General features: G+C 61.2%; 23 protein-coding genes and 6 pseudogenes. 15 read left to right on the top strand and 14 right to left on the bottom strand.

Annotated features, from left to right (window positions below):
* The first annotated feature begins 3 nt into the window (after positions 1-3).
* Positions 4-951, top strand: coding sequence for an NAD(P)/FAD-dependent oxidoreductase (locus tag ABH922_RS25335; protein WP_424809819.1), 948 nt, complete (start codon positions 4-6; stop codon positions 949-951).
* Between the two features lie 139 nt (positions 952-1,090).
* Here the strand turns inward: ABH922_RS25335 and ABH922_RS25330 are convergent, their stop codons facing one another.
* Together ABH922_RS25330 and ABH922_RS25325 are read right to left on the bottom strand one after the other, a co-directional pair.
* Positions 1,091-1,798 carry an IS6 family transposase gene (locus ABH922_RS25330; protein ID WP_424809818.1) on the bottom strand — a complete coding sequence of 236 codons (708 nt, stop codon included), beginning with the start codon at positions 1,796-1,798 and terminating at the stop codon, positions 1,091-1,093.
* A 25-nt stretch (positions 1,799-1,823) separates the two neighbouring features.
* A complete protein-coding gene (locus ABH922_RS25325; RefSeq protein WP_424809817.1) occupies positions 1,824-2,174 on the bottom strand; it encodes a hypothetical protein in 351 nt (116 codons plus the stop codon).
* Positions 2,175-2,269: 95 nt separating this feature from the next.
* Here ABH922_RS25325 and istB point away from each other — a divergent pair.
* Together istB and ABH922_RS25315 are read left to right on the top strand one after the other, a co-directional pair.
* Positions 2,270-2,809 (top strand): annotated as a pseudogene (gene istB / locus ABH922_RS25320) (IS21-like element helper ATPase IstB); the annotation flags it as partial.
* 42 nt (positions 2,810-2,851) lie between these two features.
* Complete coding sequence (locus tag ABH922_RS25315) at positions 2,852-3,559, top strand: IS6 family transposase (RefSeq protein WP_424809818.1); 708 nt, start codon at positions 2,852-2,854, stop codon at positions 3,557-3,559.
* 296 nt (positions 3,560-3,855) lie between these two features.
* Here the strand turns inward: ABH922_RS25315 and ABH922_RS25310 are convergent, their stop codons facing one another.
* The 3 genes and pseudogenes from ABH922_RS25310 to ABH922_RS25300 all read right to left on the bottom strand — a co-directional run bounded on the left by ABH922_RS25310 (position 3,856) and on the right by ABH922_RS25300 (position 5,890).
* Positions 3,856-4,425, bottom strand: coding sequence for a hypothetical protein (locus ABH922_RS25310; protein ID WP_424809816.1), 570 nt, complete (start codon positions 4,423-4,425; stop codon positions 3,856-3,858).
* Between the two features lie 169 nt (positions 4,426-4,594).
* Positions 4,595-5,609 (bottom strand): annotated as a pseudogene (locus ABH922_RS25305) (IS701 family transposase); the annotation flags it as partial.
* Positions 5,591-5,890 (bottom strand): hypothetical protein, encoded by a 300-nt coding sequence (locus tag ABH922_RS25300; RefSeq protein WP_424809815.1) that lies wholly within the window; start codon positions 5,888-5,890, stop codon positions 5,591-5,593. The gene ABH922_RS25300 and the pseudogene ABH922_RS25305, both read right to left, overlap by 19 nt.
* A 6-nt stretch (positions 5,891-5,896) precedes the next feature.
* Here ABH922_RS25300 and ABH922_RS25295 point away from each other — a divergent pair, with 6 nt between their 5' ends.
* The 3 genes and pseudogenes from ABH922_RS25295 to ABH922_RS25285 all read left to right on the top strand — a co-directional run.
* Positions 5,897-7,693: a hypothetical protein gene (locus ABH922_RS25295; RefSeq protein WP_424809814.1), complete on the top strand. Its 1,797-nt coding sequence runs from the start codon at positions 5,897-5,899 to the stop codon at positions 7,691-7,693.
* A gap of 124 nt (positions 7,694-7,817) precedes the next feature.
* Positions 7,818-8,279, top strand: a pseudogene (locus ABH922_RS25290) (DUF4238 domain-containing protein); the annotation flags it as partial.
* A pseudogene (locus ABH922_RS25285) lies at positions 8,227-8,892 on the top strand (DUF4238 domain-containing protein); the annotation flags it as partial. The pseudogenes ABH922_RS25290 and ABH922_RS25285, both read left to right, overlap by 53 nt.
* Positions 8,893-8,965: 73 nt before the next feature.
* On the opposite strand, the pseudogene ABH922_RS25280 reads toward ABH922_RS25285, so the two are convergent.
* Positions 8,966-9,199 (bottom strand): annotated as a pseudogene (locus ABH922_RS25280) (IS1380 family transposase); the annotation flags it as partial.
* Positions 9,200-9,347: 148 nt separating this feature from the next.
* Here ABH922_RS25280 and ABH922_RS25275 point away from each other — a divergent pair.
* The 6 genes from ABH922_RS25275 to ABH922_RS25250 all read left to right on the top strand — a co-directional run bounded on the left by ABH922_RS25275 (position 9,348) and on the right by ABH922_RS25250 (position 11,754).
* Positions 9,348-9,695, top strand: a complete 348-nt coding sequence (locus tag ABH922_RS25275) for a type II toxin-antitoxin system RelE/ParE family toxin (protein WP_424809813.1) — start codon at positions 9,348-9,350, stop codon at positions 9,693-9,695.
* Positions 9,695-9,985, top strand: coding sequence for a helix-turn-helix domain-containing protein (locus ABH922_RS25270; protein WP_424809812.1), 291 nt, complete (start codon positions 9,695-9,697; stop codon positions 9,983-9,985). The genes ABH922_RS25275 and ABH922_RS25270 overlap by 1 nt, the downstream gene beginning before the upstream one ends.
* Before the next feature lie 77 nt (positions 9,986-10,062).
* The gene (locus ABH922_RS25265) at positions 10,063-10,296 is read left to right on the top strand and encodes a TetR family transcriptional regulator (RefSeq protein WP_424809811.1); all 234 of its coding nucleotides are present in this window, start codon (positions 10,063-10,065) and stop codon (positions 10,294-10,296) included.
* On the top strand, positions 10,293-10,622 hold the full coding sequence (locus ABH922_RS25260) for a hypothetical protein (protein ID WP_424809810.1): 330 nt from the start codon (positions 10,293-10,295) through the stop codon (positions 10,620-10,622). The genes ABH922_RS25265 and ABH922_RS25260 overlap by 4 nt, the downstream gene beginning before the upstream one ends.
* Before the next feature lie 86 nt (positions 10,623-10,708).
* Positions 10,709-11,500, top strand: a complete 792-nt coding sequence (locus ABH922_RS25255; protein WP_424809809.1) for a hypothetical protein — start codon at positions 10,709-10,711, stop codon at positions 11,498-11,500.
* On the top strand, positions 11,497-11,754 hold the full coding sequence (locus ABH922_RS25250; RefSeq protein ID WP_424809808.1) for a hypothetical protein: 258 nt from the start codon (positions 11,497-11,499) through the stop codon (positions 11,752-11,754). The genes ABH922_RS25255 and ABH922_RS25250 overlap by 4 nt, the downstream gene beginning before the upstream one ends.
* A gap of 376 nt (positions 11,755-12,130) precedes the next feature.
* On the opposite strand, the gene ABH922_RS25245 is transcribed toward ABH922_RS25250, so the two are convergent.
* From ABH922_RS25245 to ABH922_RS25220, 6 genes are all read right to left on the bottom strand, one after another.
* Positions 12,131-12,850, bottom strand: coding sequence for a hypothetical protein (locus tag ABH922_RS25245; protein WP_424809807.1), 720 nt, complete (start codon positions 12,848-12,850; stop codon positions 12,131-12,133).
* Complete coding sequence (locus tag ABH922_RS25240; RefSeq protein WP_424809806.1) at positions 12,847-13,416, bottom strand: RNA polymerase sigma factor; 570 nt, start codon at positions 13,414-13,416, stop codon at positions 12,847-12,849. Before ABH922_RS25240 ends, ABH922_RS25245 begins: the two co-directional genes overlap by 4 nt.
* A 425-nt stretch (positions 13,417-13,841) precedes the next feature.
* The gene (locus tag ABH922_RS25235) at positions 13,842-14,246 is read right to left on the bottom strand and encodes a hypothetical protein (protein WP_424809805.1); all 405 of its coding nucleotides are present in this window, start codon (positions 14,244-14,246) and stop codon (positions 13,842-13,844) included.
* Between the two features lie 93 nt (positions 14,247-14,339).
* The gene (locus tag ABH922_RS25230) at positions 14,340-16,301 is read right to left on the bottom strand and encodes a hypothetical protein (RefSeq protein WP_424809804.1); all 1,962 of its coding nucleotides are present in this window, start codon (positions 16,299-16,301) and stop codon (positions 14,340-14,342) included.
* Positions 16,298-17,674, bottom strand: coding sequence for a hypothetical protein (locus ABH922_RS25225; RefSeq protein ID WP_424809803.1), 1,377 nt, complete (start codon positions 17,672-17,674; stop codon positions 16,298-16,300). Before ABH922_RS25225 ends, ABH922_RS25230 begins: the two co-directional genes overlap by 4 nt.
* Positions 17,675-18,141: 467 nt before the next feature.
* Positions 18,142-19,617: a tyrosine-type recombinase/integrase gene (locus ABH922_RS25220; protein WP_424809802.1), complete on the bottom strand. Its 1,476-nt coding sequence runs from the start codon at positions 19,615-19,617 to the stop codon at positions 18,142-18,144.
* A 445-nt stretch (positions 19,618-20,062) separates the two neighbouring features.
* Here ABH922_RS25220 and ABH922_RS25215 point away from each other — a divergent pair, with 445 nt between their 5' ends.
* Positions 20,063-20,479, top strand: a complete 417-nt coding sequence (locus tag ABH922_RS25215) for a hypothetical protein (protein ID WP_424809801.1) — start codon at positions 20,063-20,065, stop codon at positions 20,477-20,479.
* Positions 20,480-20,646: 167 nt separating this feature from the next.
* Here ABH922_RS25215 and grpE read toward each other — a convergent pair whose 3' ends face one another.
* Entirely contained in the window at positions 20,647-21,120 is a 474-nt protein-coding gene (grpE, locus tag ABH922_RS25210; protein ID WP_424809800.1) for a nucleotide exchange factor GrpE, read from the bottom strand.
* Between the two features lie 514 nt (positions 21,121-21,634).
* Positions 21,635-21,988, bottom strand: coding sequence for a histone-like nucleoid-structuring protein Lsr2 (locus ABH922_RS25205; protein WP_424809799.1), 354 nt, complete (start codon positions 21,986-21,988; stop codon positions 21,635-21,637).
* Positions 21,989-22,151: 163 nt separating this feature from the next.
* On the opposite strand from ABH922_RS25205, the gene ABH922_RS25200 reads away from it, so the two are divergent.
* Entirely contained in the window at positions 22,152-22,325 is a 174-nt protein-coding gene (locus ABH922_RS25200) for a hypothetical protein (RefSeq protein WP_424809798.1), read from the top strand.
* A gap of 140 nt (positions 22,326-22,465) precedes the next feature.
* Positions 22,466-23,862: pseudogene (locus ABH922_RS25195) on the top strand (ISL3 family transposase).
* Positions 23,863-23,880 lie beyond the last annotated feature (18 nt).

Below are 23,880 nucleotides of genomic sequence, written 5' to 3'. Positions count from 1 at the left end.
ACCATGAACAAGTACGACGCAGTGGTCGTCGGCGGCAGCGCCGCCGGATTGAGTGGAGCCACCGTCTTGGCCCGAGCGCTCCGCAAGGTACTCGTGATCGATACCCACGAACCCCGCAATGCCCCCGCATCTCATCTACACGGATTCCTGTCGCGAGACGGAATGACACCGGAGGCGCTACTTGCAGCAGGACGCGACGAAGTCCTCTCCTACGGCGGCGAAATAGTACAGAACAGAGTCGCGAACATGGTCCGAAGCTCCGACGACGACAGTTTCGTCGTGCACTGCGAAGATGGAACCGTCATCGAGACAAGAACCGTCCTGGTAGCGACCGGTCTGCGCGACGAATTACCCGATATTGCAGGGCTACGCGAGCAGTGGGGCATCGATGTCCTGCACTGCCCGTACTGCCACGGATACGAAGTGAAAAACACGGCGATCGCCGTACTCGGTGGAGACAATCGACCGTTCACAATGCATCAGGCGTTGCTGATCCGGCAATGGTCAGGCGATGTAACGTTCTTCCCGAATCAGATTGTCCTCGACGATGCGGAACGAGAGCGATTGACCGCGCGTGGAATTCGCATTATCGAAGGCGATGTCGCACGGGTGGTGGCCACAGACGGCCAGGTATCGGGGATCGAACTTGCAGATGGTCGGGTGGAGAAACGCGAGACTGTTTTCGTCGGGCCACGTTTCATCCCGAACGACGAATTGCTGACGGAACTGGGGTGCACCGTCGGCGAGAATGGCTGGGTTGCCGTCGATCCCGCCGGGGAAACCAGCATCCCTGGTCTCTGGGCTGCGGGCAATATCGTCGACTCCCCGGCACAGTTGATCACCGCTGCCGGCGCCGGATCCAAGGCCGCGATCGGGCTCAACCACTACTTGCTCGCGCAGGACGTGGAACGCGCTGTCGCAGCAACGAATGACCTCGTCGGCAACCGATAGCGTCAGCTTGGACAGTTCAGCGTCACCGATGTTTGACCTGCAGTATCCGCTACGACGGCACTGTCACGTTAATCGAAAAATATAGTGGCACATCTAGTTTGGGTCATCCTGCTACGGGACACCGCCGGGTCGTTCACTTTCAGGCGGCGGCGGTCGCGGTGACTTCCTGCCAGACCGCGAAGCGGTCGGCCATCTCGGTACGCCATTGGGGTGCCGAGAGCTTGTGCCGGTTGGGCCGGAAGTGCGGTGAGATGTCACCGAATGCGGACAGGAACCGCTGCGCATGCCCAGGTGATGTGAAGCGTTTCATCGCCCGCTCCCGCTGTCGGGTCGGTTGGTGCGAGTTCTCGGCTCGATTGTTCAAATACTTCGACCTGCGATGCTCGACCGAGGCCAGCATCTCGCGGTGCGCCACCTGGTAGCTGGCGAGCTTGTCGGTGACGATCACTCGCGGCACATACTCCAGCCTTTTGAGCAGCTTGCGGAAGAACCGTTTGGCCGCCAACGTATTTCGGCGGGACTGGACCAGCACGTCGAGCACGTTGCCTTCCTGGTCGACCGCCCGCCACAGGTAATGCAGTGTGCCGTTGATTTTGATGAAGACCTCGTCGAGGTACCACTTGTCACCGGGCCGCGCCCGCCGCCGGCGCAACTGGTTGGCGTAGGCCTGCCCGAACTTGGCGCACCACCGGCGAATCGTCTCGTAACTCACCACGACACCGCGTTCGAGCATAAGTTCCTCGACTTCACGGAAGCTGAGCGGGAACCGGAAGTACAACCACACACAGTGGTTGATGATCTCGACCGGGTAGCGGTGCCCTTTGTACGACAGCGTTGGAGTGGTCACGCCGCATTCTCCCAGTTCGCCGCGTTCAACAACGTGACAGTGCCATCGTGTACCACCCAACTTTCGGGTCGAGCACGGCAGTGAACAGATATGCGGATCCGGCCTCGACCAACGGATCGTTTTCCAGAAGCAGCAGAGTGTTTTTCTCAGCGTCGATTCCGCCTTGCTGGCTGATCGTGATGTCGCCTGAGACATCGCCTTTCAGAACCGAATTGACGTGGACTGTGTACTGGGTTTCGGGTAGATCTGCCATCCGCGATGTCGAGTCGAGTTTTTCGAGGACTGTGCCGACGAAAATGCTGTCCGATGCGCCGGCGACCAAGGTTTGATCTTCGATGTCGTATGCCCAACTGGCCTCGACACTGACAGTCTTCATCGCAGAACTTGCAGAAGATGCCTGATCGGACGCGGGATCGTGTGGAGCAGTCGACCCGCATCCGGCGATCAGAAGCGTGATCAGGAGCGCTCCGCCGGATGCTCGGGACGACGTTCCCGGCAGTAAAGACTCTCGAGGACTTCAACCTCGACCACCTGCCGAGCTTGCGACGTGATGTGCTGGCGCACTTGGCGACTGGAATGTTCGTTCCCAAAGCGGAAAACGTCATCCTGCTCGGCCCTCCTGGTATCGGCAAGACACACATCGCGATCGGACTCGGAGTCAAGGCCGCTTACGCCGGATATTCCGTCCTGTTCGATACTGCCAGCAACTAGATCACGCGGTTGAGCACTGCACATCATGCCGGGCAGCTTGAGACCGAACTCAAGAAGATCCGCCGTTACAAGTTGATCATCATCGATGAGGTCGGGTACATCCCGTTCGATCAGGACGCGGCGAACTTGTTCTTCCAGCTGCTCGCATCGCGATACGAGCAAGGCTCGGTCATGGTCACCTCCAACCTCCCGTTCGGGCGATGGGGCGAGACATTTTCCGACGACGTCGTCGCCGCAGCGATGATCGACCGACTCGTCCATCACGCCGAAGTGCTCACCCTCAGCGGTGACTCCTATCGGCACTGTCACGTTGTTGAACGCGGCGAACTGGGAGAATGCGGCGTGACCACTCCAACGCTGTCGTACAAAGGGCACCGCTACCCGGTCGAGATCATCAACCACTGTGTGTGGTTGTACTTCCGGTTCCCGCTCAGCTTCCGTGAAGTCGAGGAACTTATGCTCGAACGCGGTGTCGTGGTGAGTTACGAGACGATTCGCCGGTGGTGCGCCAAGTTCGGGCAGGCCTACGCCAACCAGTTGCGCCGGCGGCGGGCGCGGCCCGGTGACAAGTGGTACCTCGACGAGGTCTTCATCAAAATCAACGGCACACTGCATTACCTGTGGCGGGCGGTCGACCAGGAAGGCAACGTGCTCGACGTGCTGGTCCAGTCCCGCCGAAATACGTTGGCGGCCAAACGGTTCTTCCGCAAGCTGCTCAAAAGGCTGGAGTATGTGCCGCGAGTGATCGTCACCGACAAGCTCGCCAGCTACCAGGTGGCGCACCGCGAGATGCTGGCCTCGGTCGAGCATCGCAGGTCGAAGTATTTGAACAATCGAGCCGAGAACTCGCACCAACCGACCCGACAGCGGGAGCGGGCGATGAAACGCTTCACATCACCTGGGCATGCGCAGCGGTTCCTGTCCGCATTCGGTGACATCTCACCGCACTTCCGGCCCAACCGGCACAAGCTCTCGGCACCCCAATGGCGTACCGAGATGGCCGACCGCTTCGCGGTCTGGCAGGAAGTCACCGCGACCGCCGCCGCCTGAAAGTGAACGACCCGGCGGTGTCCCGTAGCAGGATGACCCAAACTAGATGTGCCACTATATTTTTCGATTAACGTGACAGTGCCTACACGATTACTCCGGTGACCGGCCATCAAGACATTCCGGTCGACACTGCCTCTCAATTGGAAGGGGCAGGGAGGGGGCGGGCCGCCCCTCCTGAGCCGCAATCCGTCACCGACATGCGCATCGCTATCGAGAACGAGGTTGTCCCGAGCGAGAACGAAGTTACCCCGAACTGACTCCTCCCTCAGGTCTCGCGACACGTCGACCTACATGGTTCAGTACGCCTGGACCGTGTAGGTCGAGTGATCGACGACGGGCAGATCGTAGATAGCGGCCAACGGTGCGGCACTGGGCATCCCGCACGACCGATCACTAGGGATTGCGGGCCGGATCCCATTGCCCTGCGCGTCAACCAGCCACACGACAGGCTGGCGCCCGAGACTGAAGTTGCAATCACTCCAACTGAACGGGGACTTCGGCCGAGAAGGTTGCGACAACGCCGCCATGATCTCGGAAAGGTCACCGTCACGAACCGTCTCGTCGACCCGTCGTGACAACGGGTCGTTGCCCTCGACCTCGGCGCTCTCGCTGCACGTGACAACCCGTACGGGTGTGAAGTCCTCCGGCACGGCACCTGCCTCAGGAGCTGGTGGGATTCCCGGAATCTCTCGGACAGGATCAGTCGTGATTGCCCCGAGGACATTCGGTGCCTCACATGTGATGTCGCGCGTGGCGATCGCGTCAGGGGGACTCGGCAGAGTGCGAGACTCCACCGTGAAGTAGACAGCGGCCACCCCCGCGCATAGCAGGACGACAACGGTGGCGATCCAACGTCCTATTCTCACAACCCCACAGTAGCGAGACGGACCGGATGGCGACGGGGCCATTGCCCCAGCTCGAACCAGACAGGGCCTAGTAGGACTTTGTTAGGTCGGGAAGCTGTGGTGACACAGTGGGCAGGTGCCGATCCAGATGGCAAGTGCGCGTTGGATATCGCGGACGATGCCGTAGAGGTCAGCCCTGTCCATCGGCTTTTGGGTCGGTCAGCCGCAGGGTCGTGAGGAACAGGTGGGCGGCGGTGACGAGGGTGGCGTGGTGGTGCCAGCCGAGCCAGGAGCGGCCCTCGAAGTGATCGAGACCGAGTGCGACTTTCAGTTCTCTGTAGTCATGTTCGATGCGCCAGCGCAGTTTCGCGAGTCGGACGAGTTCGTCGATCGCAGTGTCGGCAGGCATGGTGGATAGCCAGTAGTCGGTGGGCTGCGCTGCGCCGGTTGGCCATTCGGCCAGCAACCACACCTGTTCGACTGTTCCGTCGTCGGCGCGGGGCACCCGATGACCTGCGGGCAGGGCTCGCAGGGCGACGAACCTCGAACGCATGACGGCATCAGGATTGCCCGGCGCAGGAGGTACCGCGCCGCCACGCCACCTCCTGCGCCGCGTCCGGTCCGGCAGCGAGCACCATGTCTGCGCAGCTGGACTTCGGGGCCCTGTAACGGGCGGTGAACGGGCGTCCTCGGCCGATGCGCGGTGGCGTCTCGGGCACCGCGTCAGCCGGATAGACGCTGGTAGCGGCCTTGACCGCCACCATGTAGGCGATGTCGCGGTCGGTGAGCGCGGCACGGAACTGCGCACCCTCACCGTAGCCGGCGTCCGCGACCACCACATCGGGTCGTGGCCGGCCCCAGGCGAGGAGTTCGTCGATCATCTCCACCGCCATTTCCCATTTCGGTCGATGCCGCTCACCGTCAGGGATCGCCGATTTCTTCCGACGCGCCGCGACGACGCCCACGGCATTAGCGTCATCGATGTAGTTCTCGTCCCAGCTCTGCGGCACGAACAACCGCCAGTTCAACGGGCATGAGGCGTCATCGGACGCGGCATGCACACTGACCGCGATCTGGCAGTTGCCGACCTTGCCCAACGTGCCGGAATACTGCCGGGCTACACACGGCGAGGAGTCGCCGTCCTTGCCGAAGCCGGTGTCGTCGACTACCCACGCATCTGGTGTGATCAGCTCGCACGCCTTGCGGCATTCTCGAAGCAACTTCCGTCGTCCTCGCCGACCGACTCGGGATTGAACTGACGGAACTCCGCGACGAGATCGACGACAACGACGCGCTCGCCGCCGCCGTCATCGCAGGGATCGGCTGGCGCTCCACAGCCTCCATTACCGAGAAAACCGCCTACATCGTTGTCGGCGCCCTCCGCCGCGAAGCCACCTTCGAGGCTGCCCTCACCATGCTGTTCCGCCTCGCGGCACGACCCAAACGCCCGCTGAATGCCGACTTTCTCCACGACTTTCTCAGTCAATTCAGCATGGGTGCCCGCGACCGTTTTCTGGCCACCTGGCTCCACATCGCCCATGGAACCAACGGCGCGGTCGATCGCCTCATCCGTTGGGCATGTGAGAAACCTCTGAACGAGGTCAGCGAAGATACCACCCGCCTGTGGGCTACCGCTCTGTTGTGGACTACCAGCGCCACCGACCGCCGCGTTCGCGAACCCGCAACCGTCGCGGCAGCACGCCTACTCGCCCGCCACCCGAGCCAGGCGACGAGGCTGCTGCAACAATTCGCCACCGTCGATGACGAGTGGGTCGTAGAGCGCGCCCTTGTGGTCGCTTACGCCGGCCTATTGGCGAACGGAGCCATCGCAGATTGGACAGATGCGGCCGCGATTGTGTGGACTCACTTCTTCGAACGCCCAGCGGACCTCACGCCGAATGCGGCCGTTCGCGACGCTGCCCGCAGCATCCTCGAAGCCGCAGCAGACCGCAGCGCGCTTCCCGCCGGCGTTACCGTCGACCAGTTTAGACCGCCGTATAAGAGCCTCTGGCCTCTCGACTGGCCTACCGAAGCTGACATCGAACCCTACGACAATATCGACTACCCCAAGCTCGTGCGTTCCAGCACTGACGACGACTTCTGCCGCTACTACATCGAGCATGAACTGAGGGACAGGCCCGACGTCGAGGTCCCCGCTGGAGCAAGGTGGGTTGTCACAGAGGTCATCCGTCTCGGCTACCGGCCGGAATGGCACAGCTCGTTCGACGGGTACGTCATCGCCACCTACGGCGGTGGGCGCGGCAAACCCAAATGGATCGAGCGCATCGGCAAGAAATACCAGTGGATTGCACTCAACCGGCTCGTCGGTCATGTCTCCGACAACGCCCCCAAGACGCCCGGAAAGTGGGACCCACCACCACCGCCCGTGCCCGGCCCCGTGACCACAATCTCTCGACAGATCGATCCGACCATTCACGAATTTGCACCTGCCGACGATAGCTCGCGACCATGGGTGCCCACTTACGACTGGACTGCCACAGTCGGCCGGTCTCGCTCCCAGTGGGTCGCCGACGACACTGACCTACCCACCATCAACGTCGCCGAAGCCGAGTTCGACGAGCGCCTGTTCATCGTTTTGTCGGGTTCCTACGAATGGAGCGACGCGGACGACCGTGGGAAACGATCACGTGGCATGTGGGCCCACATCTATTCCCACCTCGTCGACACCACAGATTTACCCGCAGCAGTCGCCGAACTCAAAGGCAAGGACTTGACCGGCGGCCGTGACATCTCAATATCGCCAGAGACCAATGGGTACGTCGGTGAATTTCCATATGGTCACCACCACGGTGCAATGATCCACAACGTCAGCAACGAGCCCAAACCGCTCAGCGTTCCCACCCGGCCCGCATCTTGGCACATTCTGGGCGAGTACGAGTACGCCCCCGGAAACTACGAGACCATCTCTGTCGATGTCCCGGCCCCCGAGTTCTTCGGACCTGCCCCCGGAAACCTCCGTTGGAACGGACGTAACGGCTGGACCGACACCAACATTGGTCAACTCGTCGCGTCCCTGGGCCACACCGTCAATGCCGGCCGAAACGAACTCCTCATCGAACGCACCTGGCTCGAAACTTGGCTCACCACTGAAAAGAAATCTCTGATCTGGATTGAGAACACAGGTCGGGATGTATTACGCGACGTCGGCGCAGCAAGAGCCTCCCATCCAGGCGAGCTGACCCGCTCCCAAGTACACGCTTGGACACCCGGCTCTGCGGTCGATACCACAACTCCAGGCTGGCAGCGATTTCCCGCCCGTGGTGAGTAACCCCCTGCATCAATACCCGGCTAATCTCATGCTGGCTACCTGATGGCACTGCCGGATCCAAGTAGTTGAGGACGTCGCCATCGGGACACGAGGGGACTGTCGTTTTCCCTGTTCAAACGCGTAAATGGGCGGTGTTCGGTGTCGTTCTTCCTGCTGGCAGCACCGATCTACCAGGCTGGCGGGCGTAGGTGAGCTGTCACGGTTGATCCGAGCATGCCCCTGTAGTCGATCCGCCCTCCTGCACGCCGAAACTATGCTCGCCGACATGTCGAACGACAGCTTGTGGGCGAGGATCGAAAGTGTTGCTGAGGTTGCAGCCAACCTGACCAACAGTCCGGATGCTCCGAAGTATCACCATGTGGTCCCTCAGTCCTACATCAGACGCTGGACCCCCGGCCGAAAGGGCTCGGTGCGGTCCGTTCGCGTCGATGATGGTCGTGGGAAGCTCGTGGGACCCAAGAAGGTTGGCGGGATAGACGATTTCTATCGACTCGAAGCCGACGACATCGACGAGAACTCGACACCTCCGCTGGTTGTCGAGGTTCTACTCGGAGTGTTCGATAGCCTCGCGAGGGTTCGGATCCGACGAACTTCTCGCGGGCGAGCCCGGACCTGTCGCCGATGTCGAGATGAAGGCCGATCTTGCGATGGTGGTGGCCGCGCAGATGAGTCGTGGCCAATCGTTCCGTCAGGAACAGTTCGATCTCCTCGAGTATGCATCCCGACAAGATCCGATCGAACACTCGAAGGTCGCAGCTCGTATGTGGCTTTCGTCGACCGGTCAAAGCCTGGATGACGAGACGATAGAGGTAACCGCAGCGCAGATGCGGGAGAAGGACCGTCGGTCGTGGATCAGCCAAGACCATAAACCTAGGGCAATCCAGCTGATGATGCAGAATCTGACGAAGCTGGTTGTTCCCCTTATCACGCGGAACTGGGCAGTCTACCGCTCGGAGACCCCTCTGTTGACTAGTGACGACCCGGTCGTTGTTATCGGTATCGGAGGTCCGTCCACTGATCGGCGTGTGAAGCCCGGCAATGCCGATGCTGCCGTGTGGATCTACCCCATCGACCGCAACCGGCTGCTCGCGTTCTTTCGCCCGGACATTTCGCCGCAGCTGCCGTTCGTTCTCGACGCGGCCGAGACCTACGAGATCAATCGAGAGATCGTCGCTGCCGCCTACGAGAAAGTCTTCGAGCATCCTGACGACGACATCGCGAGCACCATCACGGTGCCCCCGCGGCCGACCGCTCCCCGCGCCGAGACAGTGGTTGATCTGTCCCGACGCCGCCGTCCGTGCGGATCAGTACTTTCCTTCCGGCCGCGCCGGATGTTCGCAGTGGCAACTGCGCCAATGCTTGTCGGGTCACGTGGATGTGGTCGGCGGCGGTATTCGATCCGGCGTTTCCGGGCCGCAGCAGGAAACTCACGGGTTCTCCGGTGCCGTGTTCACCGTGGTCGACGAATGCCAGGAGTGGATGGAAACCGAAGCCTCGCTGGACCGTGCCTCGTTGATTCGCTTCGTCCGCCGCCACGAATCACTCCGCAATCCGTGGGCATGTCGGTTGGGGGCGGGGTGAGTGTCTACAAGTGCGCACAGTAACCATGTCGGCGGGACTGCGGCATATATCGATATTGATATATGGTGGTGGGGTGGAGCGAGGCGACGAGAAACCGATCCGGTGGGTGGGCAGTGCGCTCGACGACTTGCGTGATCTGCCGGCCGACGTTCAGGACGATCTCGGGTACCAGATAGGGCGGGTTCAGCAGGGGTTGGATCCGGACGACTGGAAGCCGATGAAGGACGTCGGGTCGGGTTGCCGCGAAATCCGAGTCCGGACGTCCGACGGGGCGTTCCGCACGTTCTACGTCGCGAGCTTCGGCGGGGTGATTTACGTGCTGCACTGTTTTCAGAAGAAGGCCCAGAAGACTTCGAAGTCCGACATCGAGTTGGGTCGGCAGCGGTACAAGGCGGCGTCGGCACATGCGAAGGAGAAGTGATGAGCAGCAACGATATTGTCGAGACGGCATCCGTGTGGGAGGCGGTGAGCGACACTGAGGGTGAGGCGTACAACCGCCGGCTGCGCGCGGATCTGATGACTGCGATCCGTGGGCAGATCGACCGTTTCGGGTGGTCGCAGCTTGTCGCTGCCGAGAATCTCGGTGTCACTCAGCCGCGTTTGTCGGATCTCTATCGGGGAAAGTTGAGTAAGTTCTCTCTCGATGCCCTGGTCAATCTTGGTAGCAAGGTCGGTGTCCATGTCGGTGTGCATGTCGACACCGACGCATAACCGTAGTACGAACACGAGAAGCGATCATCGCCGTCGCAGCCCAACATTTCGACACCGACGGATACGGCAACACCAGCATGAACACCATCGCCCACGCTGGGAAATTCGCCAAAGGCGCTATGTACTACCATTTCCCATCCAAAGAAGCGATCGCCGAACACCTCATCTCGGACTGGAACCACATCCTCGACGAAACCATCAGCGAAGCACTGGCGGCAGGGGCGAGCAGCACGGTAAGCCAAAAGCTGGCAGCGATCTTCATGTCGCTCGCACAGCGCATCGGCGAAGACACCAACCTGCGGGCGGAATGAAACTCACCCTCGAACCCACCATCGACAACGGCGCAGCCTTCGCACACTGGGTCGACGTCATCAGCAACATCATCGAGACCGCCATCACCGAAGGCGAACTCACCGACACCCCCACCACACACCGACACCCCCACCACACACCGACACCCCCACCACACACCGACTCGCATGGAACCTGTGCTCTGGCACCCTCGGAGCCGCACATGCATCAGCAACCCTCCGAGAAGACATCGACCTCGCAACCCGCATCGACGACCTACTCACCGTTCACCTGGCTGCCGTCGCAGCGCGATGAGAACCATTCGATCGTCGCCCTCGGAGGGTGAGCGGCCCGCAAGCCCACCACTCGATTTCGAATATATGTTCGACTAGGGTGTGAGCGGTAAGGCGATGACGGAGGAGGTCAGCACCTATGACCGCCGACCCGAACACTCTCGCGGCACTGACTCCCGGTGACCGCATCGAGGCACTGCGCCGACGTATGGCCTCGATCCCCGCACGCACCGATGGGGCCGCTGCCCCGGCCGTCCCCACCGAGCGAGCAGAAGCGCGGTTCGAGACACGGCCCGAGACGATCACCGAATCCGCCATCAGCGTTCTCGAGGTACCTCCGGCACTCGCTTCCCTGCTCCCCAGAGGCGGACTCGCACGCGGTTCGGTCGTCTCGGTGGACGGCGCATCGTCGGTGCTGCTCAGCCTGCTCGCCTCCGTCACCGGCAGCGGTAAACACGCCGCGATCATCGGACTGCCGAAGCTCGGACTCCTCGCGGCCACCGAAATGGGAGCCGACCTCACCCGCTGCGCCCTGATCCCTACTCCGGGATCTGCGGCGATAGACGTGGCGGCGATCCTGCTCGACGGGATGGATTTGGTTGTTCTCGGGCTGGCCGGTGCCGCCGTTCCGCCGAGCAGGGCGCGCGCGGTGGTTGCTCGTGCGCGCAGCAAAGGGTCGTGCCTGGTTGTCACCGAAGGGCGATGGGACGGGGCGGACATCCGCATCGACTCCCACGTCGCCAATTACACGGGGATCGGGCAGGGCTACGGGCGCATCACAGGCTTCTCCGTCGATATCGAGGTCAAATTTGGCCGGGGGATACGTCCCCGGCCCGGCAGGTTCGATCTGAGCGCCGCAGGCGGGGTAGTGGGATGGACGGCGCACGCTCCCGAACAATCGGCTCCGCTTCCACTTCCGCAGGCGCTATGACCGCCCCGGACTTCACCGGCTGGCAGGAGCCGTGGCCACTGACCCCGACTCTGCGCCCCTTCCCACAGCCCAAACCGGTCATCGTAGAAACGAACCGCGCCCTGCCCTTGGCGAAGAACGCCACGCGCCCCGACAAGTTCCCTCTGCGAGTACTCGCCGGAGGACTCCGCCTCGAAGGCACCATGCCGGGAAAGCTTTACGCGTGGGCGCTCCTCAGTGACGGTCAATGGCTCGGTTGTAGACAGACTTCGTAATTGACCATAGACCACATCTGTCAGTGGGTTGGTAAAGCTCATCGACAGTAGTGGGAACCCAATTTCCTGGGGTTGATCGATGGACGCCGAGTCCAACGATGGAAACGCCAGCGAGGCTCCGACATCGTCAGAGCCACCTGACAACCTGGATTCTGTTTCATCCCGACCGGATGAGAGTTGACGACACTAGTCCTGTTCCCTGGTGTCGGATCAGTAGGGTCCGGATGACCATTCCGCGCAGTCGTGGTCAACGTAGGCGGCAACTGTTCAGTCGCCGGCGACCAACTTCGGCCCCGCCTACGTAGGCTCCAGGGCTGGTCGCCGGCCGCAAAGGCCCCCGACTGACCATCTGACCCGCTATGCGTGTTTGGTGAGATCACCCGGTTCGACCGATGACGTTCCCGCTGGCGTCGTACCCGACAAGAGTCGCCATCGGCATTCCGTCCGGCATTGGGAACCATCCGAAGAAGCGACCTTCTACCAGCATCGTAGGGAACACTTCGCCGCTCTTGGTGTGGAGTTCGGCTCGGACGGCCTCGCCTGCGGCGGCATCGTAGGTGAAATAGGTAAGACTGCCTGACCTCCCCACCTCACCTCCGGCGCCCTGGCCGAACGGGCCAGTGTCGACAGCCTCGCGGCAGTAGTTCATGAGTTTGGTGAAGTCCGCCGGCCCCGCCTGCTCGGAATCGGCGGCCGATTCGAATACAGGAGCGACACATCGCGTGCCATCGGTACCTTGTGCGACGAAAACGCTCATGACGGTTCCATCCGGGCCTGGGATGGCGGCGATCCGCTCGGCGGCGGCGGGGTTGACCCCGCTGCTGTCTGGGTAGGTCAACCAGTTCGAGTATGCATCGGTGAAGGCCTTCGGCATTAAATCTGTGGCAGCGGCGACTCCGACGCCTCCCGCCGCGGCGATCACCGCGACGACGGCGATCGCGCCTACTCTCCGGCGACGCGCTACAGGAACCACGCGGTCGTTGGAGGTTGCCATAATGCGATCGCGCGCGGTTACTTGCAGATAGTTCGGCCACAACTCGTCCATGTGGTCATCTGGCCGCATCTGTTCAAGAGTGGTCAGCAGGTTTCTGGTCATCGGGCACTCCTGGGTTCGGCGGTGGCGCGCAGCGCGATCGAGGTGACAGGTTCGGTGCGAAGGCCGGTGTGTAGACGGCGTCGGGCACGGAAGAGTCGGACGTGCATGGCGGGGACGGAACATCCTGCGACACGGGCCGCCTCGGTGGCGTTCAATCCGTCCCATGCGCTCAGCAGCAGAGCCTCGCGCTCGGTGGGTGTGAGTGTTGCCAGTGCTTCGAGTACTTCAGCGCGGTCGGTGACTGCGACGTCCGCGCCCGGCATCGATGCCGTCATTTCGCCGATACGTGCCATATTCGCAGCCAACGCATCATGGCGGCGGACGGTTCGACGGTTGTTGCTCATGGTGTTTCGGGCGACCACCAGCAGCCAGGGCAACCCCGGTTCGGGTACCTCAGCAAGGCGCCGCCATGCAACGAGAAACGTCTCGGACACCACTTCCTGGGCAGTGTGGTGATCGACATACCTGCAGGTGTACGCGAACACCCGGCCTGCGTAGGCATTCCACAGCTCGGTAAAGCGTTCCCTGTCTCCCGGCGGTGGTGACCGGTGCGGTTTCTCTCTCATATGAAGAAGTGTCCGGTCGGGTGCTGATTCTTACAGCGGTCTTCTAATCCGGTACTCCGGCCAACTACGGTGGCGACACAGGAATCCGAGGAAGGCCGACTCCCACCGTAATGGGGGAAGGACAATGAGCCGCACCTCCCCCGAGGATGTTAGACACCGGGGCCGCGCCACCGAGGTCGTAGCGGCGCCGCGGTTTCGGAGCAGCCGATTCCGTCGTCTCACGCTGACCATCGTCGACTCGGTCGCCCGTTTCCGGGTCGGAGGATGCAGGATCAGGCCCTCCCAATTCCGCCACCGGTCGAACCTACTCGAGACGTCGTCCCAACACTCTGGCATACCGATGCTCGCCGTAGAACCCATCGGCGCTGGTGCATTGACGGCGTTGAGTAAGGCTGCGTAGGAGCGCGGAATCGGTCCTGGCAGGTCTATTTGCGGGGCGTGGCGATGGTGGTGATGGCTGTGCGTTGATGGAGTTCTACGCGAAGGTGGTGTGCTTCGAGGCTGAGTTGCTGAATTTGTGACGAAGCTAGAGCGATCTGTTCGGTGAGTTCGCGATTGCGCGTGCGCAGCTTCCGATTTTCGAGTTCGAGATTCTGGAGGTGGCTGGTTGGCTCTGCGGGGGTGGGAGTACCGCGGTCGGCTTGCCGGTGCTTCGTCAGCACCTCTACTGCCTCTGGGAAATTTCGCCTCAGCGTGGTGTTTGCGATACCGAGGCGTCGGGCGAGAGCAAGCACGCTGGGCAGGACTCCACGTTCGGCTGATTCAGCCACCAGCTCGGCCAGCTCAGCCGATACCGCTGCCGCAGTGGGCATTTTTCCGGGTTGGGTCACTGCGAGTCCCCGCTGTGGCGGTCGACGAATGCGTGAATCTGTGCCGCTAGTTCGGAGAGCTGGCTTCGTAAGAGTGGCGGGAGCGTGGGGCGCTCACGGAGTGTCTCGGCGATTTCCTTGGCTTCTGCGCTCAGCTTCGTGAGGTTTACCGACGGTGAGTGCGACGTTGGGGCAGTTGAGTGGTTGGCAGTGATTGAGCTGCGGAACTGCGCTCTTGGCGGTGTTGCTGTTCAGACACAGGGCTTTTCGGGCATCGAAGATGCACGTTGCGTATTTTCCAGGGTAGATGTCTCCGGCCTTGCTTTTCAGTACACGGGTGAGCCGTTTGGGGTCGGTGATCACAGCCCCGGCGAACTGCGGATGGCTGGCCAGCGCTGCGAGTCGCGATGCTCCTTCCACTGCGGCTGGACCGGTCAATCGGGTGTGCTCGTGTTGATCGATCATGGTCATCAGATCGTTGCCTCGTAGTAGTGCTTGCTCGGCTTCGACTTCCGCGCGGAAACCCGAATCTGAAGTTCCTGCATAGCCTTCGAACATCTGGATGCTCAAGTGACGGTATGCGATCGCGCCCGCCACGGCTCCGCCAGGTTGTCGGGCAATGAACCACGCAAGGGTTCGTCGGAACTGTCGGGTGGACAGTATCCATGGTGCGCCGTTCACCGTGGGGATGCCATCGATGCGTCCGTGTTCGGTGCAGTAGTTGTTGATCCAGTTGCACAGATCGTTGAGTTGCACATTGGTGGCGCAGGTAGTGAAAACCCGATTCGGGCGGAAACCGCTGGCTTCGTCGCGCGACTGGGTGAGAAAGGTGAACAAGTACTCGGCGCCTGGCCTGCGTAGTTCGGTGAGAACGTCGATGGCGCGGGCCACTGGCGCGCCGACTGTCCACGTAGCGTCGACGCCGTGGGGATCCTTGGCGCCCTTGAAAGCGGTGCCGGAAACTGTCCATCGGTGCGGGGTTCCGTCGGATCTGCGACGAATTGTGACGCAGCCGGGTCGCAGGCTTTTGACCTCACTCTCGCGCATGCCGGACAGATAGGCAACGAGGACGTAGCAGGCAGTGAGGAGCATCCGCGAGAGCACTCGTGCGGACCTGCTCGGATGGTTGTTCGCGCAGATCCCGCTGGTCCACGGTTCTCCGTCGAGTTTTCCCGAGATAGTGATGGGAAACCATGTGTGCGGATCGACGCCGACCAGCTTCTCGGCAGCGGCGATCGATTCCCACTGTTCAGGCTGCCGGATGCCGCTGATGCCGGCCTGCGCGGCGAGGAGTGATCGGTTCACTCCTCGCCTTGTGCCGGGTAGGGGTTGCCTGGTTCGGATGTACTGATCGAGGACCTCCGTCAGGGCTGCGTGTGCTCCGGAGTTTCGGCCGAGAGCAGAAGGCTTTGGCCGGTTCTTGATCGGCCCTCTGAGTTCGAGCGAGGTCAGAATGTCGGGCGCGAAATCGTCGACGAATCTCAATGACCAGGAAATCAGAGGACCGAGCACCTGCTCGGGGATGCGCGGGGTGATGTTCTCCGCGCGTGAGCGCGATTGCCGAGACCACCCCTCGGCCGCGTATTGAGGGTCGAAGGTGAGGGGCTCGGTAACGGCGCTTCGATACCGCCACAGCATGCGAACCGCCCGTCGGGCATTCTCGCGGTGGCCGGTGTTGGGCACATCGGAGAGCAAGAAGATGGCGTAGTCCCCGAGCATCTCGGGAGTCAGGGCGGCCAACGAGGTTCCGGGTCGAGTGTCATCGGCCCAGATCAGGAACCGTTTGATCTGCGGAAACAGGGCCGTGACGGTGCCCACGGCCAGACGCTGCTCTCCTGGCGGTAGTGGACCGGACAGGATGGCCGCGAAGAGCTCTTTCGCGGCGCTCTGATGGCGGGTGGGGATGGTGGTGAAGTCCAAGCGCTCTGAACTCAGATGCGATTGCAGCTGGGCGGCGTCGAGTTGCCACACCATGTCCGTGTATCGGGGAAGGCGATCGTCGCGGATGTCGGGGCGCAGCGGCCGTCCTGTGAGTACATGGGGGCCGGTACTGAAGTGGGGTTGTGGTTCGGTCATGGAAGGTCCCAGGGTTGTTCGACGAGGTCGAGAAGAGCATCGGCTGGCTTGATCGACTCGGCGTGCGAGACTTGTCCCGGTGTGAATTTGGGCAGAATCTCGTGATCGATGGTCGCCCACACGGGTCCATAGCGGCCCCACCAGTCGGACTCTGCGAGCACCGATCGCCGTTCGTCGAGTGCCTGTCGTAAGGCCAGCACGGCAGGAAGGTGACTCGACGAGATGACGCAATTGCCGCAGTGAAAACAGTCGAGAAATGTTGTCCGACGGCATATTCGCCCAGTGGCAGGGTGAGCGTCGGGGTCAGCGCAACCATTCCACGGCGCCTCCTTATCTGCGGGCACTGTCGCGTGTGGCACGACGTTCAGGGATCCGCCCGCGGCCGCAAGCGCGCGAGCGTGAGTATCGAGTGCCGCCCTCTCGGCGTCGGCGATGGCAGCGGTGACGGTTTCGGCGCTCCATTCTGCTGCCGAAGCATCGCCACGAAGATAATTCGCAAACAACACGCCCACGCTGTTCGAGCGCGCGGCGGAGGGCAAATGGCCACCGAACTTTTTGACTCTGGCGACTTCGATCGTGGTACGGATACGGCTGAATGTCACCGTCAGCGGGGCTCCCACCTCGGTATCGCCCTGCGGGTCGGTCAACAGCGAATGCCCGGCCGCCCATGTGCTGGGTAGCAGGGGTGGATCGGACAACGATCTGCGAAACGGAGCCATGTGTTCGGCCGTACCGGAGATGCCGCCTGCGATTCCGTTGCGCCAGATTGACCACAGCGCAGTCGATTCCGTGTAAGTTCTGCCTCTCGCCATCAACCGGTGCAGAAGCAGGTACAACCCTCCCGGGGTCTCAAGTTCGCGGTGTGGTGGACCGATTTCCCAGGTGACGGTTTCATACCAGTGTTGTTCTCCTCGCCGACGTTTCGTCAGTCGTAGTTGTACAGCCTTTCCTTCGAGGATTTTGTGTTCGGCAGGTAAGTCTTTGAGGGTTTCCACATTCCGGCCGGTCAGCGTGATCAGGAGAATGAGGATCGGAACCAGATCTCTCTTCAGAAGGAATAGTTGCTCTGCCTGCGCGAGTCGGCGTCGCCATGTCAGAGGCGTTCCGGTCTGCTGCCGTGGGATCACTCCGGTAGCGGCGAGCGTTCGCAGACTCGGCACATCTACAGCCGAAGAGGACTTTTCCGTGGTCTTGGCATCGTTGTCGGAGAGGGTTCGTTCCGATGATTCGATTCGCGATCGAATTGACGAGACGTCAGCGCGTGCAGCGCCGAGGATTCGCGCGAACTCTCCGTCCGAGTAGCCGGATGCATTCAGCTTTCTGAATTTCGGGACCGAACGAGCCAGCGCAGCGTGAATATCGGGTGAGATCATCTCGCGTAACGGAGGTTCGATCAGAAGTCTCCGAAGAATTGTCTGGCATTCGAGCGAACGGTTGATACTCGCCGTGGAGGCTCGCTGTCGGAGATAGCCCTGGACATGGTGCAGCGTCAGTGCTGCAGGGTCGTGGGGTGGATGCCGAAGGGAGTCGAGGTACCTCAGGAATGAGCCCAGGAAAAGCCAGCTCCCTTGTGCTGATCTCTCCGTCCGCAAAGTCCCGGTGGGACCCGTACGTCGAGCGAATGCAGCGAGGGTAGGTCCGTGCCAGCCGGGCATGGGCCACCGGGCGGCCGAAAATGTCCGCGTTCGCCCGTCGTCTCCGATGAACCGGACCGGAGGGGTGATCTCAACGTCGATCACAGCAGCCGGGTCCAGCGGTTCGCGGCGTTGCGAAATTTCATAGTTCCCTGAGGGTGTTTCCGCTGGTCGACCTGTATGTGTTCCAGCACCTTTGCGGGGCGTCACTGCGAAAAGTCCGCGGTCTCGGCAAGTGGCGTCCATGGAGCTGGTAGTTCACCCCAGTCGTCAGGCACCAGCGCCATCCGGGTCTCCATTTCCAACTCGGCCAGTGTGTGAAGATAGATCATCGTGGTGGTGACCGAGCGATGACCCATCCTGCGGCGCACCCAGTCGAGGGGATCGCCGAACACACGCGTGTAGTGGCCACGTTGTTCCGAAGTTTGTTCACTCAACGCCGCAATATGGCCTCGTTGAAGTTGTTCGAGAGTCACCACCGCGAACGTGTGACGCAGCATATGAGGGTGCACGCGCAACGGAACTCCAACATCGGCACACCGAACATTCGCCTCATGGAACAGTCCTTTCCACCTCGACAACGACACCGGCATCCCTCGTTCGGTCAACCAGAACGAGGCGGGTTCCAAACCGAGATCACCGGCGATGTACAGACGCCGCCGGTCCGCGTGATCCAGGTTGGAGAGCTTTACACTCACCTTGACGCCGGCGCTGGTGTAGTCGACTGCGACAGGTCGTGCAGGGTTCTCGATCACGAGTGGACGAACGATTTTGTCGTACTGCCCCCGTGCTCGAGCATCGTCGATAATCTGCCGGCGATCGATATCGCGGTAGTTGATCAGTTCTCTGACAATCGATTCCGGTACGTACACCCATCTGGTTGAAGAGCCTTTTGCGATGGACAACGGGAGTCGGAAGCGCTGATAGGACACGGGCCGGGGCTCAGTGGGCAGGTCGAAGACCGTCAGTGCGGACTGCTCGGCGAGGCGCAATCCGGTTCGGACCATGAGGTCGCAGAACGCCGCGTTGCGTGCCGCCCAGCGTCCGCGGAACGCAGGGCGAGGCAGACCATCCGCGGTCATGCCCTTCATTCCAGCATCTCTCCATTGCCGGTACGAGGCTTGCGGAATCCACTCGATGTTGTCCCTGTTGACATCTCGCGAATATGTCGTGGGACTACTTACGTGATGGTCGATACGACTCGGGGTGCGAGATCGTCCGCTGGGTGCATGGTGCGGGACCGGGCTCGCGGCGACGAAACCCTTTCGCACTGCCCAGCGATAGAAGTTGTTGACGGCCGCGACTTCTCGATTCCACGTAGCTCCGGACACTCGTGGCCCGAAAACATCCCGCCGACGCCAAACCAGGTAAGCGACGTGGTCGTCCTCATTCGCATCACGCCATGAACTACCGCTCCGCGCCGAGGTCAGAAATGACAGGAACGCTGCAATGTTGCGCGCATATCCCTGTTGGCTGATCAGCGACATCGTGACGAAACTCGGGCTTCGGAAGTACGAATTGAGGTCCACGTCGTACTCGAACAACGGAGACAACAAAAACGGTGAACCTGTAAATGGGTCGTCCGGAAAGAAACTTCTCTCGACGCCCTCCGGTACGCCGCAGTCCGGGGGACGGGAGACACGCATTTCGGTGATACACACTCGCCAGGAAGACAACGACATGACGGTTTCCCCTCTGCGGTCAATGACCGACGGTACACAAGCTCGCGTGCGTCCGGATCCACGCGACAACCGCCGGCGAGCACTCCGGACTCGATATGTGGCTCTGGGTCACTGCCGACGCCGTTTTCCCTGACCCGGAATGATCGACAATGCGGAGAGGTCGGGTTTCCTGTCGGTGCGTCCCAGCGGCGGTTGTCGGCAGCACTTACGAGAAGCAACGGAATCCGTAGACGATGGACGACTTGCAACAAAGCAACGCAACTTGACATTGTAATGTTGTGAAGTGGGGAATGTCCAGGTGGAGGGCATGAAATACGCTTTTCCGCACTACTATTCACCACATGGTTGCATTAAGGGCATCGCTGTCACAGCTGCGACAGCGCTTTCGAGTGCGTCCATTTGGGCCACAACGAGATTCGGCTCTCGTAATGGAGGGTGGCAAGTAGTGAGCAAAAATTTTGACGAAACATCGCCCGACCGAGCTATCGTCGGCGAAAAAGAGCGGTTGAGGTGGGCCGCAATGAGCTGGGCGCGTGATCGAGACGCCCGGTTTCCCGTATGGATGCGCGAGAGGCAAATGTTTGGCACTGACACTGACAAGATTATCGACGACGCGCATCGTCTGCTGATGCTCCTGACGATGGTGTGTGAGCTGCCAACGGGCAGGATTGTCGACTATGACATGGAGGACTGGGCCCTCGTCCTGGGTCAGACACCGGTGGAAACCGTCGACGCTGCGGATCTTCTTTCTTCGATGGAGTTATCTTGGCGTGTAGGCGAACTAACTCGGCCGAACAATGTCGCGATCGTTGACCTGCCGATCGCAGAGTTGATGCAAAGTTCAAATTTCCTATCAATGTGAGCCACAAGATTAGAGCGTGCCTGGCCTCGTCGGTGTTCTGCATGAGGCGCCACAGATTCTGCATTTGGGCAATGTGACATTGTCAGGTGAGTGCATGGAAACCATCGAAATTACTGCGATGTCGAACACCCCACGGCCGAGGCAGCACGCACCCCCTGGGTCGACATCTAGTAGCGCTGCCATGAATTGAGTGGTGTGCCTGCCTCGTATACAGCTACTTCCGGGTGCCTGATGACGCCGTCAGGGGTCTTCCAACCCGGGCGCAGGACCGCGGCGATGGTTCCGACCTGATACGGATCGGTGGCCCGTACGTGTTCGACGGCGAGGTGATACGACGAGTGGAACCGGACGCCGGGACGGACGGCGACGGGATGGATACCAGCGTGGTCGAGATCCTCGACTATCCGGTCGCGAATGGCGCCTTCGCCGATATCGTTGTAAATGTCGATCAATGTGTGCGTGAGGTCGCGTAAGGCCCCTGCATCGCCCGACGGGGAGGGGACGGCGTCGGTGAACTCAGTGAACGATTCAATGAATACCCGGTCGAGGTCCAGCGTGCGGCGACGCTGCCAGCGCAGCATCCACCCAGTGCCGACGCCTGCAGCGAACACGAAAAGAGCGGCGGCGGCAGTGATCAGCATTGTTGGCCCGTCGGCAAGTTGTTCGAGCAGGTCGGCACATCGCAGACGATCACCGTGCGATGGGGTAATCGATCAGTGTCGGCGTACATGTGTCCCCCTGAAAGAAAACGCAGTTGCGTGTATTCACGGCCCTATTCCCCGCAGTGACCGAACGCGCATTCTGCGGCGTAACGGACTCGACTATCCTACTGCGCGAGAAGGCAAGATGCCTGGTGGGAGCGTAAGTAGCGCAACATATTTGAAACATGAACAAGTTTGCTCACGTCCACTTGCTGCCATTTCGGAGCGTTTCGGCATGTTCGGAAGTAGATCCGGATCGAGCAAAAGGTAGCGGCACTCGACCTGGTCCAGAGAAGGGCAGAAGGGTCGAGTGCCGCTACTGGAGGACGTGCGCCACAAAGTCGGATTGCAGAGGGTGATCTGCCGGCGGACAGTTATTGGGGGCACTCCAGATGTGGATTCGAAAGAGCGGGTGGCAAATCTACTGCCGTGACACTGCGCCCGAGGCCTCTGATCAGTGGGCGGCGTCGAAAGCCGCGATGATCTCTGTTTTGATCCTCCCTCGCGGGGATACTTCGTATCCGTTGATGGTCGCCCAGTCGCGCACCGCCCCCAGTTGTTCTGCTGACCGACCGGACCCGGTCACCTTCTTCGTCACGGGCTCTTTGCGTGCGCGCCGGGATCCGACCTTCATCGCGGCTTTCACGTAGGGCGCCATGGCGGCGTCGAGCTTGGCTGAATTCGTTGCACGCAAATCGATTACGTAATCGATTCCCTGGTAAGAGAATTCGATCCTATCCTCGTAGCCGTCTTCGATTACGTTTCCGTCGAGATCGTCGATCAGCTGTCGAATCATTATCTCTGCCATAGACTGTCCTTAGAATCGATGTTCCTTCGGTGATTGGGAAACCCTACCAACCGAAATCGGTACTACGCCTGTCGATCGTGTTGGCGAGCAGCTCCGGACCGTGCGAATCGCGCACTTTGAGATTGCCGGGAACCGACAGAGCGCACTGTGCGTCTAACCAGGTGTGACCGATGACGATCGTGCCCTGCTACGTGAACTCGGCGAGGACCCCGACGATCCCCGGTGGATAGCCGACTATGCCCATCTCGACAAGGCGTTGGCCGACTATTCCACGCGCTATCACCATCACAGAAGTGGTCTCGGAATCGACGATCTCAAACAGGAATGCACGGAATAAACCGGCTCTTCCGGATCTGGAGTGCATGAGGTCGATACGGCGATGATCCGATGAGACACAAGATGTAGAGGCATACAGAGGGCCCTGGAATGTGAGGATGAAGGTTCTCACGCCAGTCCCCTCACAGCCCAGGACCCACCTTGCAGCCTATCGACCTTGTTGCCGACACCATCTGCCGAACCGTCGAACTCGGTGTGACAATCACCGGCGCCGCCATCGCGGAACAGCTCACCCACATCGAATGCCGACCCGTCGAACACGACCCGACCTGCCGAACATGCGGTCAGTCCGGCAGGCTCCGCGACCACGTCACTCGCACCCTCACCGACCTCCCCGTCGTCGGCCACCCCACCCGCCTTCACATCCGGTTACCGCGCTTCACCTGTGAGAATCCCGGCTGCGAGGTGGCGGTGTTCCGCCAGCGCCTCGACCGGGTTGCCGCGCCGAAAGCCTCGACCACTCGCCGTACTGCCGGATGGATTCTCGGGCGCCTCGCCTGCGACAAAATGCCGGTCTCCGCGGTGGCCACGGCGTTGGGTTTGGGTTGGGACGTGGTCAACTCCCTCGCCTTGTCGACGGTCCGGCACCTGGTCTATGACCAGCCCGGCCACTTCGACAGGGTGCGGGTCCTCGGGGTGGATGAACACAAGTGGAAACATGTACGCGGACAGGGTGATCCGAGCTTCGTTACCGTGATCGTGGACCTGACCCCGGTCATCGACGGTACCGGTCCTGCCCGGTTGCTCGACATGGTTCCCGGCCGAACCTCCGCCGCGCTCACAGACTGGCTCCGTGAGCGTGATCAGGCGTTTCGGGATCGGGTGAAGGTCGTCGCGATGGATGGATTCGCCGGCTACCATAAGGCAGCGAAGGACGTATTACCGCAGGCCAGGACGGTAATGGATCCCTTCCACGTCGTGCATTTGGCTGCGGAAAAGCTCACTGGGTGCCGGCAACGAGTCCAGCAGGTCACGCTCGGTCACCGCGGCCGTTCCGGTGACCCGTTGTACGGCATCAAACGGGTCCTACTGACCCGCAAGGTATTGCGTACCGACAAGCAGAAAGCGCGACTCGAGGCCGTTTCGGTGACCCGTTGTACGGCATCAAACGGGTCCTACTGACCCGCAAGGTATTGCGTACCGACAAGCAGAAAGCGCGACTCGAGGCCGTATTCGCCGACGAGCAGCACATCGATGTCGAGGTCACCGAACGCGTCTATCAGGATCTTGTTGCCGCGTACGCCGATTCGGACAAGCGGGCGGGGAAGTTGGCGATGTTCAAGGTCCTGGGACACATCAAATCCGGTGTCCCCACAGAGCTTGCAGAACTGGCGCAACTCGGCCGCAGCCTGTGGAAACGCAGGAAAGAGATCCTGGCCTATTTCGACACCGGCGCATCGAACGGTCCGGTCGAAGCGATCAACGGCCGGCTCGAACACCTCCGCGGTATCGCCCTCGGCTTCCGCAACCTCGAGCACTACATCTTGCGGTCACTGATCCACTCGGGTCAGCTCCGGGAACGAATCAATGCACTCTAAAACCGGAAGAGCCACCAA

This window comes from Rhodococcus sp. 27YEA15 (assembly GCF_049739425.1).
Taxonomy (GTDB): Bacteria; Actinomycetota; Actinomycetes; order Mycobacteriales; family Mycobacteriaceae; genus Rhodococcus_F.
The sequence above is the reverse complement of the archived record's forward strand: the minus strand, read 5'-3'. Positions and strand labels throughout refer to the sequence as shown.